At 58.5% G+C, this 18,621-nt stretch carries 16 protein-coding genes, 2 tRNA genes and 1 rRNA gene; 8 read left to right on the forward strand and 11 right to left on the reverse strand.

Annotated elements, in window-relative coordinates; translation table 11 throughout:
• Positions 1–160 precede the first annotated feature (160 nt).
• Complete coding sequence (locus ACZ0AZ_RS09465; RefSeq protein WP_039757078.1) at positions 161–487, forward strand: ElaB/YgaM/YqjD family protein; 327 nt, start codon at positions 161–163, stop codon at positions 485–487.
• On the opposite strand, the gene ACZ0AZ_RS09470 is transcribed toward ACZ0AZ_RS09465, so the two are convergent.
• A complete protein-coding gene (locus tag ACZ0AZ_RS09470; protein WP_463537264.1) occupies positions 460–1,377 on the reverse strand; it encodes a LysR family transcriptional regulator in 918 nt (305 codons plus the stop codon). The two genes, ACZ0AZ_RS09465 and ACZ0AZ_RS09470, sit on opposite strands and share 28 nt — an antisense overlap.
• Before the next feature lie 113 nt (positions 1,378–1,490).
• On the opposite strand from ACZ0AZ_RS09470, the gene trpB reads away from it, so the two are divergent.
• Positions 1,491–2,723: a tryptophan synthase subunit beta gene (trpB, locus tag ACZ0AZ_RS09475; RefSeq protein ID WP_039757076.1), complete on the forward strand. Its 1,233-nt coding sequence runs from the start codon at positions 1,491–1,493 to the stop codon at positions 2,721–2,723.
• Positions 2,723–3,532 (forward strand): tryptophan synthase subunit alpha, encoded by an 810-nt coding sequence (gene trpA, locus ACZ0AZ_RS09480; protein ID WP_463537265.1) that lies wholly within the window; start codon positions 2,723–2,725, stop codon positions 3,530–3,532. The genes trpB and trpA overlap by 1 nt, the downstream gene beginning before the upstream one ends.
• A gap of 58 nt (positions 3,533–3,590) precedes the next feature.
• On the opposite strand, the gene ACZ0AZ_RS09485 is transcribed toward trpA, so the two are convergent.
• The 10 genes from ACZ0AZ_RS09485 to ACZ0AZ_RS09530 form a co-directional block, all read right to left on the reverse strand.
• Positions 3,591–5,552, reverse strand: coding sequence for a DUF7844 domain-containing protein (locus ACZ0AZ_RS09485; protein ID WP_129998080.1), 1,962 nt, complete (start codon positions 5,550–5,552; stop codon positions 3,591–3,593).
• A complete protein-coding gene (locus ACZ0AZ_RS09490; RefSeq protein WP_039757071.1) occupies positions 5,549–5,869 on the reverse strand; it encodes a DUF2388 domain-containing protein in 321 nt (106 codons plus the stop codon). The genes ACZ0AZ_RS09485 and ACZ0AZ_RS09490 overlap by 4 nt, the downstream gene beginning before the upstream one ends.
• A 27-nt stretch (positions 5,870–5,896) precedes the next feature.
• On the reverse strand, positions 5,897–6,214 hold the full coding sequence (locus ACZ0AZ_RS09495) for a DUF2388 domain-containing protein (protein ID WP_039757068.1): 318 nt from the start codon (positions 6,212–6,214) through the stop codon (positions 5,897–5,899).
• Positions 6,215–6,322: 108 nt separating this feature from the next.
• Complete coding sequence (locus tag ACZ0AZ_RS09500; protein ID WP_129998081.1) at positions 6,323–6,640, reverse strand: DUF2388 domain-containing protein; 318 nt, start codon at positions 6,638–6,640, stop codon at positions 6,323–6,325.
• A 333-nt stretch (positions 6,641–6,973) separates the two neighbouring features.
• Positions 6,974–7,189 carry a DUF1127 domain-containing protein gene (locus ACZ0AZ_RS09505; protein ID WP_007911656.1) on the reverse strand — a complete coding sequence of 72 codons (216 nt, stop codon included), beginning with the start codon at positions 7,187–7,189 and terminating at the stop codon, positions 6,974–6,976.
• 321 nt (positions 7,190–7,510) lie between these two features.
• A complete protein-coding gene (locus tag ACZ0AZ_RS09510; RefSeq protein WP_039757065.1) occupies positions 7,511–9,004 on the reverse strand; it encodes an acetyl-CoA hydrolase/transferase family protein in 1,494 nt (497 codons plus the stop codon).
• A gap of 214 nt (positions 9,005–9,218) precedes the next feature.
• Positions 9,219–10,652: an NAD(P)(+) transhydrogenase (Re/Si-specific) subunit beta gene (locus ACZ0AZ_RS09515; protein WP_039757064.1), complete on the reverse strand. Its 1,434-nt coding sequence runs from the start codon at positions 10,650–10,652 to the stop codon at positions 9,219–9,221.
• On the reverse strand, positions 10,652–10,972 hold the full coding sequence (locus ACZ0AZ_RS09520; protein WP_003220416.1) for an NAD(P) transhydrogenase subunit alpha part 2: 321 nt from the start codon (positions 10,970–10,972) through the stop codon (positions 10,652–10,654). The genes ACZ0AZ_RS09515 and ACZ0AZ_RS09520 overlap by 1 nt, the downstream gene beginning before the upstream one ends.
• Before the next feature lie 15 nt (positions 10,973–10,987).
• Positions 10,988–12,109 (reverse strand): Re/Si-specific NAD(P)(+) transhydrogenase subunit alpha, encoded by a 1,122-nt coding sequence (locus ACZ0AZ_RS09525; protein ID WP_039757060.1) that lies wholly within the window; start codon positions 12,107–12,109, stop codon positions 10,988–10,990.
• A 434-nt stretch (positions 12,110–12,543) separates the two neighbouring features.
• Positions 12,544–13,443 (reverse strand): LysR family transcriptional regulator, encoded by a 900-nt coding sequence (locus ACZ0AZ_RS09530; RefSeq protein WP_129998083.1) that lies wholly within the window; start codon positions 13,441–13,443, stop codon positions 12,544–12,546.
• 156 nt (positions 13,444–13,599) lie between these two features.
• Between ACZ0AZ_RS09530 and ACZ0AZ_RS09535 the strand changes: the two genes are divergently transcribed.
• The 5 genes from ACZ0AZ_RS09535 to ACZ0AZ_RS09555 all read left to right on the forward strand — a co-directional run bounded on the left by ACZ0AZ_RS09535 (position 13,600) and on the right by ACZ0AZ_RS09555 (position 18,469).
• A complete protein-coding gene (locus ACZ0AZ_RS09535) occupies positions 13,600–14,781 on the forward strand; it encodes an acyl-CoA dehydrogenase (RefSeq protein WP_039757058.1) in 1,182 nt (393 codons plus the stop codon).
• Positions 14,782–14,792: 11 nt separating this feature from the next.
• Positions 14,793–16,016 (forward strand): CaiB/BaiF CoA transferase family protein, encoded by a 1,224-nt coding sequence (locus tag ACZ0AZ_RS09540; protein ID WP_463538771.1) that lies wholly within the window; start codon positions 14,793–14,795, stop codon positions 16,014–16,016.
• A gap of 630 nt (positions 16,017–16,646) precedes the next feature.
• A 16S ribosomal RNA gene (locus tag ACZ0AZ_RS09545) occupies positions 16,647–18,183 on the forward strand.
• Positions 18,184–18,306: 123 nt separating this feature from the next.
• Positions 18,307–18,383, forward strand: a tRNA-Ile gene (locus ACZ0AZ_RS09550).
• Positions 18,384–18,393: 10 nt separating this feature from the next.
• A tRNA-Ala gene (locus ACZ0AZ_RS09555) sits at positions 18,394–18,469 on the forward strand.
• The last annotated feature ends 152 nt before the right edge of the window (positions 18,470–18,621 follow it).

Raw genomic sequence — 18,621 nt, forward strand, 5'->3', positions numbered from 1 at the left:
CTCCTTGGGTTGGAATGGCGTGTGAAATTGAGACTAGCAGGCAATTGCACTGTTGATTTCGGCGCCGCTGCGCTGCCGAAGTTCAGAATTTCTGCACTTTCTCGAAGTGGTGAAGTCCCAACCAACACACGCCACTCATCACCAATGCAGGAGAGCCACCATGGCCAACACCTCTTTACGTAAAGCCTCGTTGCAAAGCATGGAAGCCGAGATCGAGAGTCTGCTCAAATCGTTGGAAAGCTTGAAAGACGATGCTTCGGACGAGTCGCGCAAGACCCTCAAGGCGCTGAAAAGCAACGCTGAAAGTGCGCTGAAACATTCCCGTCATCTGCTCAGCGACGCGTACGAAGAAGTCAAAGTGAAAACCCGCGAGACCGGCATTGCCACTCGTGACTACGCGCAGGAACACCCATGGACCACAGCCGGCGTGGCTGTCGGTGCCATCGGTCTGCTCGCTGCCTACTTTTTGTTCAAGCGCGGCGAGTGATCAGTCTGGCGCAGCTCGTTCTTGAGCCACTGCGCCAGTTGCCGGGCGCGTCCGTCTGCGGCGCGCTTGGGTAGCCACAACGCCAGTTGCGCCTGGGTTTCGCAGAAGCCCCATGGCGCAACCAGGCGCCCCGCCTTCAGATCTTCGATTACCAGCGGCTCCGGAGCGATTGCCACGCCGAGACCTGCAACAGCCGCCTCCAGCAAATAATACAAATGCTCAAAACCTTGCCCGAGCTTCAACGCCTTGGGATCGAGGTGGTTTTGCTGCGCCCAGCTGGGCCAGGCTTGTGGACGAGAGGTGGTGTGCAGCAAAAGCTCGTGGAGCAGTTGTTCCGCCGGAGCGGCTTGCAGCGTTCGATAACCGCTGAATAACGGGCTCATCACCGGGCCGATGCGTTCCGCCGCCAGTTCATAGACCTGCATATCGGCCGGCCACGGTGGCTCGGCGAACAGCAACAGCGCGTCCAGCCCCGGGCGGCGGGGATCGAGATCGCCTTCACCGGCCGACAGGTGCAGACGCAAATCCGGCAGATCAGCGTTCAGCCGCCCCAGGCGTGGAATAAACCAGCGCGCCAGCAGGCTCCCCGAACAACCCAGCACGAATGGCGCATCCGCTGTGCTTTGTGTGAGTTCGGCGCAAACACTGCGCAGCCGATCGAACGCTTCACCGCTGGCATCGCGCAGACGCACGCCGGCATCTGTGAGTTTCAAGCCGCGCCCGTCCTTGATGAACAGGCTCACGCCGAGATGTTCCTCAAGCACCTTGAGCTGGCGGCTGACCGCGCCGTGGGTGACGTGCAGCTGTTCGGCAGCCTGACTCACACTGTTCAGTCGGGCGGTGGCCTCGAAGGCGCGCAAGGCATTCAGCGGGGGAAGGTCATGGCTCATGGTATCTGTGAGTTTTCCTGACAGGTTTAGGCGATCTTATCGGTTTTCAGCCTGGAAAGTCAGGGGTAGAGTGGTCGTCATTGTCTTCTGACCGAATCCACCTGGAGCGACCCATGACCCAGACTTCGCACACCTCCGATCTGCGTAACGGCCCCGACGCCAACGGCCTGTTCGGTGCGTTCGGTGGCCGTTATGTAGCGGAAACCCTGATGCCGTTGATCCTCGACCTGGCTCGCGAGTACGAAGCGGCCAAGGAAGATCCGGCCTTCAAAGAAGAATTGGCCTACTTCCAGCGCGACTACGTCGGACGCCCGAGCCCGCTGTATTTCGCTGAGCGCCTGACCGAATTCTGCGGCGGCGCCAAGATCTACCTCAAGCGTGAAGAGCTGAATCACACCGGCGCGCACAAGATCAACAACTGCATCGGCCAGATTCTGCTGGCGCGGCGCATGGGCAAGAAGCGCATCATTGCCGAGACTGGCGCCGGCATGCACGGCGTGGCTACGGCCACCGTTGCTGCGCGTTTCGGTCTGGACTGCGTGATCTACATGGGCACCACCGACATCGAACGTCAGCAGGCCAACGTCTTCCGCATGAAACTGCTCGGCGCTGAAGTGATTCCGGTTGTCGCTGGTACCGGCACCCTGAAAGACGCGATGAACGAAGCCCTGCGCGACTGGGTGACCAACGTCGACAACACCTTCTACCTGATCGGCACCGTAGCCGGCCCACACCCGTATCCAGCAATGGTCCGCGACTTCCAGGCCGTCATCGGCAAGGAAACCCGTGATCAGCTGCAAGCCCAGGAAGGTCGTCTGCCGGACAGCCTGGTGGCGTGCATCGGTGGCGGTTCCAACGCCATGGGCCTGTTCCACCCGTTCCTTGACGACAAAAGCGTGGAAATCATCGGTGTCGAAGCCGCCGGTTACGGCATCGAAACCGGCAAGCACGCGGCCAGCCTGAACGGCGGCGTGCCGGGCGTGCTGCACGGTAACCGCACGTTCCTGCTGCAGGACGACGATGGCCAGATCATCGACGCCCACTCGATTTCAGCCGGCCTCGACTATCCGGGCATCGGCCCTGAACACGCCTGGTTGCATGACATCGGCCGCGTCCAGTACACCTCGGTGACCGACGACGAAGCCCTCGAAGCGTTCCACAAATGCTGCCGTCTGGAAGGGATCATTCCTGCCCTGGAAAGCGCCCACGCCCTGGCCGAAGTGTTCAAGCGCGCACCGAAGCTGCCGAAGGATCACCTGATGGTGGTCAACCTCTCGGGCCGTGGCGACAAGGACATGCAAACCGTGATGCACCATATGCAACAGTCGCAGCAGGAGAAACACTGATGAGCCGCCTGCAAACCCGCTTTGCCGACCTCAAGCAACAGAACCGCGCCGCGCTGGTGACCTTTGTCACTGCCGGTGATCCTGACTACGACACTTCGCTGGCAATCCTCAAAGGCCTGCCTGCCGCAGGTGCCGATGTGATCGAGCTGGGCATGCCGTTCACCGATCCGATGGCCGATGGCCCGGCGATCCAGCTGGCCAATATCCGCGCACTGGGCGCCAAACAGAATCTGGCGAAAACCCTGCAAATTGTTCGCGAGTTCCGTGAAGGCAACAGCGACACGCCGCTGGTGTTGATGGGCTATTTCAACCCGATCCACAAATTCGGCGTCGAGCGCTTCATCGCCGAAGCCAAAGAGGCTGGCGTTGACGGCCTGATCGTGGTCGACATGCCGCCAGAGCACAACGAAGAACTGTGCGACCCGGCGCAGGCTGCCGGTCTGGACTTCATCCGCCTGACCACGCCGACCACTGACGACGCGCGTCTGCCGCGCGTGCTCAACGGCAGTTCCGGTTTTGTCTATTACGTGTCCGTCGCGGGTGTCACCGGTGCCGGTGCAGCGACTCTGGAGCATGTGGAAGAGGCGGTTGCACGTCTGCGTCGGCATACCGACCTGCCGATCAGCATCGGTTTCGGTATCCGAACACCGGAGCAGGCCGCAGCGATCGCGCGTCTGGCTGACGGTGTGGTGGTGGGCTCGGCGTTGATCGATCACATCGCCAGTGCCGATACGCCTGAGCAGGCCATCGATGGCGTGTTGAGTCTGTGTTCGGCGCTGTCCCAAGGCGTGCGCAAGGCTCGCGTCTAAGACCGCAGGGAAAACCAAAAAGGCTTCAGAACATCGTTCTGAAGCCTTTTTTTTGTGCTCAGGGCAATTGCAGTCCGCCGGAGGCCTTGTGCAGTTTGCGCAGGTGCTCGCCAATCTGTTTGACATTGGCCTCGCTCGCGGCAATCTCGGCGGCGCGCTTGGGTTCGAGCAGTTTGCGCACTTCGGTATCAAGGTCGCCGGACAGCGCCAGCAGCTTCTTCTGGCGCTGACTGCTTTCCGCTTCCAGTCGGCTGAACTCGTTTGGCTGCGGCAGTCCATAACCTTTGGAATCGAGCAGTTCCGCCGGGCGGCTGAGGAAGCCGCTGTTGGCGAGGATCTCCTGCAGCGTCGCGTTGGCTTTGTCCATGCCGCCGTTTTCCAGCTCGCGGGCGCCGAGGTAGCGTTGCTTGACCTCGTCCTGCGCCAGCAACAGCTGCCGGCGAAAACTCGCCTGCTCGAGCAGCAACAGCGCCGCGCTGGTGCGCAGGTCGGCGCGGTCAAACCATTCGCGGCGTTGTTCAGCGCTGAGTGACAGCCAGTCTTCGACAGTGGTCTGCTTGATCGGCAGCTGCTTCTTCAGCACATCGAACATCGCTTGATAGCGATCACGGAACGAGTCGAAGCGGTAGCCCAGGCGTAGCGCTTCTTTCGGATCGTCTAGCACGCTGGTATCGGCCAGACCACGGCCCTTGAGCACTTCGAGCAAGCCGTTGGGCATGATGCTGTCGAGCCCGACAAGCTGGCTGTTATTGCTGCCGCTGCGCAACAGCTTCAAGCCTTCTACCGCGCAGTTGTTGGACAGAAAGAAGTAGTTGCCGTCGTAGCTCCAGTGCATCTCGGCGGCATGTTCGACCACGCCTTCGATTTCCTCGCGAGACAGGTTCAGCGGCACCGAAGCGAGGCTGCGCAGCTCGGTTTTGGTGTATTCGTCGATCACTTGCGCCAGCGGCAGCACGAACAGCCGCGACGGGTATTTGCCGACCAGACCATCCCAACTCGACAGCTGCACATCGCCAACGAAGGCGCGATAGGACAACACCAAGTGCTGATCGAGGTCGAGGCGGCAATCCGGGCCACGCGGGCGACCGGGGGCGCAGATCACCAGGCGCAGCATGCTGTGGCCCCAGCGGCTGACCCAGTTCTGATTGGCCTCGGCCAGCAGGTAATCGACCGCGTAGACCCGTTCCGGATCGACTTGTCCCAAGGGCTGCTTGGCGAAGTCATTGCCCGCATTGAGAAAGGCGAAGCTCTTGCTGCAGGTGTCCTGTGCTGGCGGCGCCCAGCCGAAATGGTCCTTGTAGTAGCGATACAGCGCCGGGCGGCGGCAGGCGTAGCTCGGGTCGAGGAGGAAGTACTCCATGTTGACCGCAACGAATTCCTTGGGACTGGAGATCTCGTAAAGATCCGGGCTGCGGGCGACCTGGCGATTGTGTTGTTCGCGCTCGCCGCGGCGGCCGACGTATTGCTGCCACCCGGCGAGGTCGAGCAGGCGCGGGTCGTCGCTGATGGTGAAGCGGCGACCGTTCTGCCCGCGACACTCATCGGGAATGCCGATCAGCCCGACGCTGTTGAAGCGTCGGGAGCAGCGCTGGATCAGCGTGCGTTCGGCGCCTGGCCATAAACGCGCGCGATCATAAATGTGGGTGATTTCGTGCAGCACCGTGGCCAGCAGTTCCTGGCGCACAGTGCCGTGGGGGCGATTGGTTTTCTCTTTCGCCGCGCTGCCATCGGTGAGGCCGGCGAGCAGCTTGCGATTCAGGTCGAGCTCGGACACAAGCGTCGCTTGTCCATAAGCGTTGGCAGGCATGTCGTCGGTCCAGCCGACGTCGATGCGCCGATCCAGCCGCTCGATGAAGCTCGGCGGCAGTTTCGCCATGGCTTCATCGATCAGCGCCTGACTGGCCTGTTGTTGAGCCGAGCTCAGACCCTCGGTCTTGAGCCGCAATTGCAGGCCGGCGTGGGCGCTGTTGCCAAGCAGCAACAACGCTCCGGCCAGCAGCCAGGCGCCAACGGACCTCACAGTGCGAGGATGGCTTCGGCGAGTACCTGATCGCTGGCGTCGCGTGCTTCCGGCACGCGGGTACGCAAGGTGTTGAGGGCGGCTTCGAGGTGCGCGCCACGGATGTCACCGTTGCTGGCGACGAAACTGGCGGCGTCGTCGTGGGCTTCGCGGATGATTTTCGAATCGCGAATCGACGTGGTGGTATCGGAGGTGAAATCGATGGTGCGCTGGGAGGCACGAACGATGATGTTACTGGTGGCTACCAGGGTGTGCGCCTGGGCCACATCGGCCAACACAAACAGGCCAAGGGCGGCAGCAATCAGCGGGCTACGCATGGAACGACTCCGGAAGGACAAGGATAACTATTGGACGAGAATTGCCTCTGCCAGTTCAAGGTCGCTGGCATGAAGTTTCGGCCGGGTTTTGCGCAGGTAATGCAGCGCGGATTCCAGCCGTGCGCCTCGCCATTCACCTTCACTGGCAACAAAGGCAGCCGCGTCATCATGGGCGGCGAGCAGCAGTTTACGGTCGAACGGCGCAGAAGACACCATGCTGGTGGCGTAACCGCTGACAACCGTGCCTTGGGTCGACGCATTGAAAGCATCGAAGGCGTTGGCAGACATCGCCCAGCAGGCAGCGAATAAAGTAGAAGAGATGAGCAGAGTTGGAAGAAAGCGCATGGGACTCGACAACTGTTGACGAGCCTGAAGGCTAGCGCAAAAGCCCGGGCCAGAGCCAGCATTGAAACATCGGGACACGGCTGCCGTGTCCCGCAATACCGCAAGCGATCAGAGGGTCAGAATGGCCTGTGCCAATTGGGCATCGGTGGCATTGAGTTGTGGCGCCTGATGGCGGATGTGCTCAAACGCGCTTTCCAGCTTCACCCCACGGATATCGCCTTCGCTCGCCACGAAGCTGGCGGCATCGTCGCGTGCGGCGAGGACGATCTTGTCGTCACGGAACGAGGAGGTCACATCGGAAGTGGCATCGGAAGAGGCTTTCAGCGCGCCGACGATCGAGTCGGTGGTCACGATGAAGCTGGTAGCGCTGGCGTTGGCAGCCACGGCCAGCAGGGCAGCGGCACTGAGCAGGCGAAGACGGGTCATGATGGAACTCCTTTGGATAAACCGTAGTGAGAGGTGGCTCGGTATCTGAGGAGTCAGACGCCTGTTGCGCAACGTTCGCCACGTTCTGCAGGGATATTAGGCTGGCAAATGCGGTTCGCCCAGTGGTGGCCAGTGATACTCCAAAGGTTCTGGATGACTGTACTGGTGTCATACGAGAATTCGAAAATTGTACCTGTGCTCATTCAGTTATGCGTTTTAGAGCATTCAAAGCCCCTGAAACGACAAAACCCGTCGTGGTTTCCCACGACGGGTTTTGCTTGTGCAATTCGGGTTGCTGGCGGTGGGTCTGAAGACCAGAGCCAGCGACGCTGCTTAGCGCCAGAACGGCTTGCTCAGCTCTTCGTAGCGTTGTGCTTCGCTGATACCGGCGTCGGCCAGCAGACGCGAGTCCAGGCGAGCCAGTTGATGGCGGCTGGAGATGCGGCGCTGCCACAACATCAGATTGGCGATAACGCGCAGAGGCAGGGAAGCCTGGGTGTTTACAGCTTTGTCTTCGAAGAACAGTTCGGAACTGAGTGTACGTTCCATGGTTGACATCCTTCCGCTTGTGGCGGGATCAGGTAGTGGTTTGACTGGTGCCCATGATCCTCTCGTTTGGATAGTCTCTGTAGATACAGTTCATTTGTATTGTGAGCGAGCAGTTAACTGTTTATGCATGGTGTACGGGTCGAAATTGGGCAAACTGTACCTGTCTGCACTTGGTTGGTGCATTTCGGCTCGTATCTGGGGATTGAGTAGGACTTTGCTGTAGGAAAAGACCGGTACAGCAGTACAGTTTTTTGCGATCCTGCTTCTCGCGCACACCCACCGAGGCAAAACTGTGTTTGCCTCGGTGATTATCTGTGTGAATCACACCGCCAGCATGCGCCCGGTTTCTTCCAGGTTCATATGCCAGCTCAGTGCTTCGCGCAGAATGTGCGGGGTATGACCGCCGATTGCACAGGCAGCGCTGAAGTAGTCATTCAGTGCCTGGCGAAAGTCTGGATGCACGCAGTTGTCGATGATCACTCGTGCACGCTCCCGTGGCGCCAGGCCACGCAGGTCGGCGAGGCCGACTTCGGTCACCAGGATGTCGACGTCATGCTCGGTATGGTCGACGTGGCTGACCATCGGCACCACGCTGGAAATAGCGCCACCCTTGGCGATCGACTTGGTCACGAATACCGCCAGATGCGCATTGCGCGCGAAGTCGCCGGAGCCGCCGATGCCGTTCATCATCCGCGTGCCGCAGACATGGGTGGAGTTGACGTTGCCGTAGATGTCGAACTCCAGCGCGGTGTTGATGCCGATGATACCCAGACGCCGCACCACCTCCGGGTGATTGGAGATCTCCTGCGGCCGCAGAATCAGTTTGTCCTTGTACTTCTCCAGGTTGCCGAACACGTCGCTGTTGCGCCGCTCGGACAGGGTGATCGAACTGCCCGAGGCGAAGCTCAGCTTGCCGGCATCGATCAGGTCGAAAGTCGAATCCTGGAGCACTTCCGAGTACATGGTCAGGTCTTCGAACGGCGAGTCGATCAAGCCGCACATCACCGCGTTGGCGATGTTGCCAATGCCGGCCTGCAGTGGGCCAAGCTTGTTGGTCATGCGGCCGGCCGCAACTTCCTGCTTGAAGAAGGTGATCAGGTGTTCGGCGATAGCGTTGGTATCGACGTCCGGTACCGACACTGTAGACGGCGAGTCCGACTGCTGAGTGATGACAATCGCGACGATCTTCTCCGGCGGAATCGGAATTGCCGCGCTGCCGATGCGATCGTCGACTTTCACCAGCGGGATTGGCGTGCGCGTCGGGCGGTACGTCGGGATATAGATGTCGTGCAGGCCTTCGAGGTTGGCGTTGTGGGCCAGGTTGATCTCGACGATCACTTGTTTGGCGAAGATCGCGAAGCTGGCCGAGTTGCCCACCGAAGTGGTCGGCACGATATGGCCTTGTTCGGTGATGGCGACTGCCTCGATGACGGCGATGTCCGGCAGTTTCAACTGCTGGTTGCGCAACTGCTCGACCGTTTCCGAGAGATGCTGGTCGATGAACATTACTTCGCCGGCGTTGATTGCCTTGCGCAACGTGCTGTCGACCTGAAACGGCATGCGCCGCGACAGCACACCGGCCTCGGTGAGTTGCTTGTCGAGGTCGTTGCCCAGGCTGGCGCCGGTCATCAGGCTGATCTTCAGCGGCGTGACCTTGGCGCGCTCGGCCAGTGCGTGGGGAACGGCCTTGGCTTCGCCGGCGCGGGTGAAACCGCTCATGCCGACGGTCATGCCGTCCTCAATCAGAGCGGCAGCGTCGGCAGCGCTCATCACTTTATCCAACAACGAAGGCAGGCGAATACGGTCACGGTACATGGATTATTATCTCGGGCAACGAGTAGCAGGATGCGCAGTCTAGTGAATTTGGCCGGCGCCTGTCCCGCTACCAAGGTCGCAAACGAGGCCTCTATTTCGCGGGTTTGCAGTAAAACACCGTTACCGGATCTGCAACAACGCGGTAAATTGTCCAGTGTGTGGCGCAAACAAAAACGCCCCGACAGGTCGGGGCGTTCGCTATTGCAACGGTGAATTACTCGACCGCTTTGACCATGTCTTCGATGACTTTCTTCGCATCGCCGAAAACCATCATGGTCTTGTCCAGATAGAACAGTTCATTGTCCAGACCGGCATAGCCGCTGGCCATCGAGCGCTTGTTGACGATGATGGTCTTGGCCTTGAACGCTTCGAGAATCGGCATGCCGGCAATCGGCGACTTCGGATCGTTCTTCGCGGCCGGGTTGACCACGTCGTTCGCACCGAGCACCAGCACCACGTCGGCCTGGCCGAATTCGGAGTTGATGTCTTCCATCTCGAACACCTGGTCGTAAGGCACTTCGGCCTCGGCGAGCAGGACGTTCATGTGCCCAGGCATGCGACCGGCAACCGGGTGGATCGCGTACTTCACGGTTACGCCGCGATGGGTCAGCTTCTCGGTCAGTTCCTTCAATGCGTGTTGTGCACGGGCCACTGCCAGGCCGTAACCCGGGACGATGATCACGGTGTCGGCGTTGGTCAGCAGGAAGGTTGCATCATCAGCCGAGCCGGATTTCACCGGACGGGCTTCCTGCGCACCAGCAGGGCCTGCATCTGCCGTATTGCCGAAACCGCCGAGCAGCACATTAAAGAAGGAACGGTTCATCGCCTTGCACATGATGTACGAGAGAATCGCGCCGCTCGAACCCACCAGCGAGCCGGCAATGATCAGCATCGAGTTGTTCAGCGAGAAGCCGATCCCCGCCGCCGCCCAGCCGGAATAGCTGTTGAGCATCGACACCACCACCGGCATGTCGGCGCCGCCGATCGGGATGATGATCAACACGCCCATCACGAACGCCAGCGCCAGCATCAGCGCGAACGCCGTGAGGTTGCCGGTGAACATGAAGGTCAGGCCGAGCACCAGCGTAGCCAGACCCAGAATCGCATTGAGTTTGTGCTGACCGGCGAACTGTACCGGCGCGCCCTGGAACAGGCGGAACTTGTACTTGCCCGAGAGCTTGCCGAAGGCAATCACCGAACCGGAGAAGGTGATCGCACCGATCGCAGCGCCGAGGAACAGCTCCAGACGGTTGCCCGCCGGGATCGCATCGCCCAGCTGTTTAACGATACCCAACGACTGCGGCTCAACTACCGCCGCAATGGCAATGAACACCGCCGCGAGGCCGATCATGCTGTGCATGAACGCTACCAGTTCCGGCATCTTGGTCATTTCAACGCGCTTGGCCATGATCGAACCGGCGGTGCCGCCGACCAGCAGACCAACGATGACATAACCGATACCAGCCGTAGCCAGCTCAGCGCCCAACTTATAGATGAGGCCGACCGTGGTGATGATAGCCAACGCCATGCCAAGCATGCCGAACAGGTTGCCGCGCCGCGAAGTAGTCGGGTGCGACAGGCCTTTGAGGGCCTGGATAAAGCAGATCGACGCGATCAGGTAGAGCGTCGTGACGAGATTCATGCTCATTACTTCGGCGCCTCTTCTTTTGCTTTCGGGGCTTTCTTCTTGAACATCTCAAGCATGCGGCGGGTGACCAGGAAGCCACCGAACACATTGACCGCCGCCAGTGCCACAGCCAGCGTGCCCATGGTCTTGCCCAGCGGCGTGACGGTCAGTGCGGCCGCGAGCATGGCACCGACTATCACGATCGCGGAAATGGCATTGGTCACCGCCATCAACGGCGTGTGCAGCGCAGGCGTAACGTTCCAGACCACGTGGTAACCGACATAAATCGCCAGCACGAAGATGATCAGGTTGTAGATACCGGGGGAGATAAGCTCTTCCATCGTCTGAATCCCTGCTTAGGCGTTTTTGCGGATGACTTGGCCGTCGCGGCACATCAGGCACGCGGCGACGATGTCGTCTTCGAGGTTGACGTCGAACTGGCCTTCCTTGGTGAACACCAGCTTGAGGAAGTCCAGCAGGTTGCGTGCGTACAGCGCCGAAGCATCGGCAGCGACTTCACCGGCGAGGTTGGTCGGGCCGACGATGGTCACACCGTTTTCCACAACGACCTGATCGGCGACGGTCAGTGGGCAGTTGCCACCCTGGGCGGCGGCAAGGTCGATGACCACCGAGCCCGGTTTCATCTGCGCCACGGTCTCGGCGCTCAGCAGCGTCGGCGCCTTGCGGCCCGGAATCAGCGCGGTGGTGATGACGATATCGGCCTGCTTGGCGCGCTCGTGCACAGCCTGGGCCTGACGCTGCATCCAGCTCGCCGGCATGGGCCGCGCGTAACCGCCGACACCGACGGCACATTCGCGCTCTTCATCGGTCTCGTACGGCACGTCGACGAACTTGGCGCCGAGGGATTCGATCTGTTCCTTAACGGCTGGGCGTACGTCAGACGCTTCGATCACCGCACCCAGACGTTTCGCCGTGGCAATCGCCTGCAGACCGGCCACACCCGCGCCGAGAATCAGCACGCGCGCCGCTTTCACGGTGCCCGCAGCAGTCATCAGCATCGGCATGAAGCGTGGGTAATAGTGAGCGGCGAGCAGCACCGCTTTATAACCGGCGATGTTCGCTTGCGACGACAACACATCAAGGCTCTGCGCCCGCGAGGTACGCGGCGCCGCTTCGAGGGCGAACGCGGTAATGCCGCACTCAGCCATCTTCGCGATGGTCTCGTTGTTGAATGGGTTGAGCATACCCACCAGCACCGCACCGCGCTTGATCAGCGTCAGTTCGGCATCGCTTGGCGCGACCACTTTGAGTATCAGCTCGGCGCCAAACGCATCATTGGCGCTGCCAATGCTTGCGCCGGCCGCTTCATAGGCACTGTCAACAACACTGGCTTTGACGCCGGCGCCGCTTTGTACAGTGACCTTATGGCCTTGGCTGATCAGCTTCTTGATGGTTTCCGGGGTTGCAGCAACCCGTGTTTCACCGGTCTGGGTTTCGAGAGGAACACCAATGTGCACGTCAAATCTCCTGCGTGATCTTATTGAGTAAACCCATGCACTACGGATGGTGCGACTGGGGCGGCCGATCAGCACGATCCCGCCGAATCAGGGCGGGGCGCGGCATTTTGCAGGCGAACTTTATGCCCTTCAAGGGATTATGACGGGTGACGGAAAATTAACTACAAGTCATGCCGTGACCGAATGTCGCAGATGGCCAGGTGAACCCCTTGCAGGCCGTGCCCTGCAAGGATTCTGGCTGAATTTAGAAAAATTTCGCATCGGTGGCGTGAATAAGCAGCAATGAGTCGCCATTTTAGGCTCAAAGCCACGTGTTTGGCAGCTTGTGGGACGTCTGTACGACTTTCGGATACAGTCTGCGCGAAAGCGACAAATAGTTATATCTGTAGGGCTTTGGTTTTTCTGACTACGGGGTTAAGTATTACGCAGAGCCTTTATTCTTCTAGGCTGTAGCTCTGCGCTTGATTTACCAGCCAGTCGCGAAATGCCTTCAGCGATGCCGATTCGACCTTTCGCTCCGGAATCATCAGATAATAGGCCTTGATGCTGGAGAGCGCTTGAGGGTTGGCAACCACCAGCCGTTTCTCTGCCAGCTCGCGCTGGATCAGAAACGGCGGAATCAGCGCGACGCCCATGTCGTGCATGGCTGCCTGGGCGAGCATGGAGAATAGCTCGTAGCGTGGACCTGTCATGTCGCGAGGGATATTCAGTTGCTGCGAGTTGAACCATTGGCGCCAAGCGTAGGGTCGGGTGGTCTGCTGCAGCAGCGGTAACTCGGCGATGGCTGCGGCTGTCAGCTGCTTGCGACTGCCCAGTAGGGCGGGGCTGCACACCGGCATCGGATTCTCGCCCATCAATCTGTGGGATTCGGTACCCGACCAATCGGCATCACCGAAGTAGATCGCGGCATCGAATTGGGTGTCGGCAAACAGGAAGGGCCGGGTGCGGTTGGTCAGATTGACGGTCACTTCCGGGTGTTTGAGCTGGAAATCCTTGAGGCGTGGCAGCAGCCATTGCGTGCCGAAAGTCGGCACCACGGCGAGCTCGATAACGTTGGTGCCCTGCTGGCCCATCACCGAGAGGGTATCGCGCTCCACTGCATCGAGCTGAGTCGCCACCCGGCGGCTGTAGGAAAGTCCCGCTTCCGTCAGCTTCACCCCACGTCGCGAGCGCCGGAACAGTTGCACACTGAGGAACTCTTCGAGGCTGGCGATCTGTCGGCAAATGGCGCCCTGGGTGAGTGACAGCTCTTCAGCGGCACGGGTAAAGCTCTCATGGCGGGCGGCAGCTTCGAAGCTGATCAGGGCGGCGGTGCTGGGGATTTTCCTGCGCATGTACGTCAACCTCACTAATGCGCCGCATAAATGGCATTTCGCGACGGTTCGAAGTGAGAAATTAGCACAACAGGATGCGAAATCCTCGTTTGCCGCGATGGCGAACCGCGCCTAGGATCAATGCCACGTTAATTCACCCGATGCGAGGGCACACTCATGGGCGGTAAAGCTAGCTTCAACTGGATCGATCCCCTGCTGCTGGATCAACAGCTCACCGAAGAAGAGCGCATGATCCGCGACACTGCCGAACAGTTCGCTCAGCAGAGCTTGGCGCCGCGTGTCCTCGAAGCATTCCGTCATGAGAAGACCGACCCGGCAATCTTTCGTGAGATGGGCGAAGTCGGCCTGCTCGGCGCGACCATTCCCGAGCAATACGGTGGCAGCGGTCTGAATTACGTCAGTTATGGCTTGATCGCGCGTGAGGTCGAGCGCGTCGACTCTGGCTATCGCTCGATGATGAGCGTGCAATCCTCACTGGTGATGGTGCCGATCAACGAATTCGGTACCGAAGCACAGAAACAAAAGTACTTGCCGAAACTGGCATCCGGCGAATGGATCGGATGCTTCGGTCTGACCGAGCCGAACCACGGTTCCGATCCGGGCGCGATGATCACTCGGGCGCGCAAGGTCGATGGCGGCTACAGCCTGACCGGCGCGAAAATGTGGATCACCAACAGCCCGATCGCTGACGTCTTCGTGGTCTGGGCCAAGGACGATGCCGGCGATATCCGTGGCTTCGTTCTGGAGAAAGGCTGGAAAGGTCTGAGCGCTCCGGCGATTCATGGCAAGGTCGGCCTGCGCGCTTCGATCACCGGTGAGATCGTCATGGACAACGTGTTCGTGCCGGAAGAAAACATCTTCCCGGACGTGCGTGGCCTGAAAGGTCCGTTCACCTGTCTCAACTCCGCACGCTACGGCATTTCCTGGGGCGCGCTGGGCGCCGCCGAGTTCTGCTGGCACACCGCACGCCAATACACGCTGGATCGTCAGCAGTTCGGTCGACCGTTGGCCGCGACTCAACTGGTGCAGAAGAAACTCGCCGACATGCAGACCGAAATCACCCTGGCACTGCAAGGCTGTCTGCGTCTGGGTCGTATGAAAGACGAAGGTACCGCCGCCGTTGAAATCACTTCGATCATGAAACGCAACTCTTGCGGCAAATCGCTGGATATCGCACGGATGGCGCGCGACATGCTTGGTGGCAATGGCATCTCTGATGAGTTCGGCGTGGCCCGTCACTTGGTTAACCTAGAAGTAGTGAATACCTATGAAGGTACCCACGACGTTCACGCGCTGATCCTCGGGCGTGCGCAAACCGGTCTGCAAGCGTTCTATTAATAGGAGAGCGGATCATGGGCGCACTGTCGCATCTGCGGGTACTGGATTTATCACGAGTGCTGGCCGGGCCTTGGGCCGGACAGATCCTCGCCGACCTTGGCGCCGAAGTGATCAAGGTCGAGCGCCCCGGCAATGGTGACGATACTCGCGCGTGGGGTCCGCCCTTCCTTAAAGACGCTTATGGCGAGAATACGTCGGAAGCGGCGTATTACTTGTCGGCCAACCGCAACAAGCAATCGGTAACCATCGACTTCACCCGGCCTGAAGGGCAGAAGCTGGTGCGCGACCTGGCGACAAAGTCGGACATTCTGATTGAGAATTTCAAAGTAGGTGGTCTAGCGGCTTATGGTCTGGACTATGAGTCGCTGAAGGCGCTCAACCCGAATCTGATCTATTGCTCCATCACCGGCTTCGGCCAGACCGGCCCTTACGCCAAGCGTGCGGGGTATGACTTCATGATCCAGGGCCTTGGCGGCTTGATGAGTCTGACCGGTCGACCTGAAGGAGATGACGGCGCTGGCCCGGTGAAAGTGGGCGTGGCGCTGACGGATATTCTCACCGGGCTGTATTCGACGGTGGCGATCCTCGCGGCATTGGCTCATCGCGATCACGACGGTGGCGGCCAGCACATCGATATGGCGTTGCTGGATGTGCAGGTCGCGTGTCTGGCCAACCAGGCGATGAATTACCTGACCACGGGCACTGCGCCAAAGCGGCTGGGTAATGCACATCCTAATATTGTGCCTTATCAGGACTTTCCTACGGCGGATGGCGACTTCATTCTTACCGTAGGTAATGACGGGCAGTTCCGCAAGTTCGCCGAAGTCGCCGGGCAGCCGCAGTGGGCGGATGATCCACGCTTCGCGACGAACAAGCTGCGGGTGGCGAACCGTGCGGTGTTGATTCCCTTGATTCGCCAGGCGACTGTCTTCAAGACGACGGCCGAGTGGGTTGCACAACTGGAGCTGGCGGGTGTGCCTTGTGGGCCGATCAATGATCTGTCGCAGGTGTTTGAAGACCCACAAGTGAAGGCGCGCGGTCTGGCGATCGAACTGCCTCATGCATTGGCGGGGATGGTGCCTCAGGTGGCCAGCCCGATTCGATTGTCGGAGACGCCCGTTGAATATCGCCATGCGCCTCCTTTATTGGGTGAGCACACATTAGAGGTTCTGCAGCGGGTGCTGGGTCTGAAGGCAGGTGCGGTGACTATGTTGAAGGAGGAAGGCGTCCTTTAAGTCTTCTTCTATATAGAAGGCGCTCTTTTCTCATCTGATTGGATGTTTTTTAACCAATACGCAACTTATTGAAAGAAAAGCGAAATTAACGGTTGACGGCAGATTTCAGGGGTCTATAATTCGCCCCACTTCCGGCGCAGTCGAAACGGAAAACTCCTTGAGATTCAAAGAGTTACGCAGTTTTCGACAGCGGCTTGCTTCAAATCATCGAAGCCTGGAAGGAGTTGAACGAGCAGTGATGTGTAGCTCTTTTAACGGTTCGATCTTCTCGGTCGAAAGTGGAGAAAAAGAGGTGTTGACAGCAGCGATTAACGCTGTAGAATTCGCCTCCCGCTAACGAGAGATCGGAAGCGCAAGTGGTTGAAGTTGTTGAAGAATTCTTCGAAAACTTCTGAAAATAATCACTTGACAGCAAATGAGGCTGCTGTAGAATGCGCGCCTCGGTTGAGACGAAAGATCTTAACCAACCGCTCTTTAACAACTGAATCAAGCAATTCGTGTGGGTGCTTGTGCAGTCAGACTGATAGTCAACAAGATTATCAGCATCACAAGTTACTCCGCGAGAAATCAAAGATGTAACCAACGATTGCTGAGCCAAGTTTAGGGTTTCTTAAAAACCCAAAGATGTTTGAACTGAAGAGTTTGATCATGGCTCAGATTGAACGCTGGCGGCAGGCCTAACACATGCAAGTCGAGCGGATGAAAGGAGCTTGCTCCTGGATTCAGCGGCGGACGGGTGAGTAATGCCTAGGAATCTGCCTGGTAGTGGGGGACAACGTTTCGAAAGGAACGCTAATACCGCATACGTCCTACGGGAGAAAGCAGGGGACCTTCGGGCCTTGCGCTATCAGATGAGCCTAGGTCGGATTAGCTAGTTGGTGAGGTAATGGCTCACCAAGGCGACGATCCGTAACTGGTCTGAGAGGATGATCAGTCACACTGGAACTGAGACACGGTCCAGACTCCTACGGGAGGCAGCAGTGGGGAATATTGGACAATGGGCGAAAGCCTGATCCAGCCATGCCGCGTGTGTGAAGAAGGTCTTCGGATTGTAAAGCACTTTAAGTTGGGAGGAAGGGTTGTAGATTAATACTCTGCAATTTTGACGTTACCGACAGAATAAGCACCGGCTAACTCTGTGCCAGCAGCCGCGGTAATACAGAGGGTGCAAGCGTTAATCGGAATTACTGGGCGTAAAGCGCGCGTAGGTGGTTTGTTAAGTTGGATGTGAAATCCCCGGGCTCAACCTGGGAACTGCATCCAAAACTGGCAAGCTAGAGTATGGTAGAGGGTGGTGGAATTTCCTGTGTAGCGGTGAAATGCGTAGATATAGGAAGGAACACCAGTGGCGAAGGCGACCACCTGGACTGATACTGACACTGAGGTGCGAAAGCGTGGGGAGCAAACAGGATTAGATACCCTGGTAGTCCACGCCGTAAACGATGTCAACTAGCCGTTGGGAGCCTTGAGCTCTTAGTGGCGCAGCTAACGCATTAAGTTGACCGCCTGGGGAGTACGGCCGCAAGGTTAAAACTCAAATGAATTGACGGGGGCCCGCACAAGCGGTGGAGCATGTGGTTTAATTCGAAGCAACGCGAAGAACCTTACCAGGCCTTGACATCCAATGAACTTTCCAGAGATGGATTGGTGCCTTCGGGAACATTGAGACAGGTGCTGCATGGCTGTCGTCAGCTCGTGTCGTGAGATGTTGGGTTAAGTCCCGTAACGAGCGCAACCCTTGTCCTTAGTTACCAGCACGTAATGGTGGGCACTCTAAGGAGACTGCCGGTGACAAACCGGAGGAAGGTGGGGATGACGTCAAGTCATCATGGCCCTTACGGCCTGGGCTACACACGTGCTACAATGGTCGGTACAAAGGGTTGCCAAGCCGCGAGGTGGAGCTAATCCCATAAAACCGATCGTAGTCCGGATCGCAGTCTGCAACTCGACTGCGTGAAGTCGGAATCGCTAGTAATCGCGAATCAGAATGTCGCGGTGAATACGTTCCCGGGCCTTGTACACACCGCCCGTCACACCATGGGAGTGGGTTGCACCAGAAGTAGCTAGTCTAACCTTCGGGAGGACGGTTACCACGGTGTGATTCATGACTGGGGTGAAGTCGTAACAAGGTAGCCGTAGGGGAACCTGCGGCTGGATCACCTCCTTAATCGACGACATCAGCTGTTGCATGAGCTCCCACACGAATTGCTTGATTCATTGAAGAAGACGATAGAAGCAGCTTTAAGCTCCAAGCTGATAGCTCTGAGCTAACAGTTACAAGCTCGAAATTGGGTCTGTAGCTCAGTTGGTTAGAGCGCACCCCTGATAAGGGTGAGGTCGGCAGTTCGAATCTGCCCAGACCCACCAATTTTGTTATGGGGCCATAGCTCAGCTGGGAGAGCGCCTGCCTTGCACGCAGGAGGTCAGCGGTTCGATCCCGCTTGGCTCCACCATAAACTGCTTCGAAGTTTGAGAGTTTAGAAATGAATATTCGCACTGAATATTGATTTCTAGTCTTTTGATTAGATCGTTCTTTAAAAATTTGGGTATGTGATAGAAAGATAGACTGAACGTTACTTTCACTGGTAACAGATCAGGCTAAGGT

Source organism: Pseudomonas sp. AC239, from assembly GCF_979258545.1.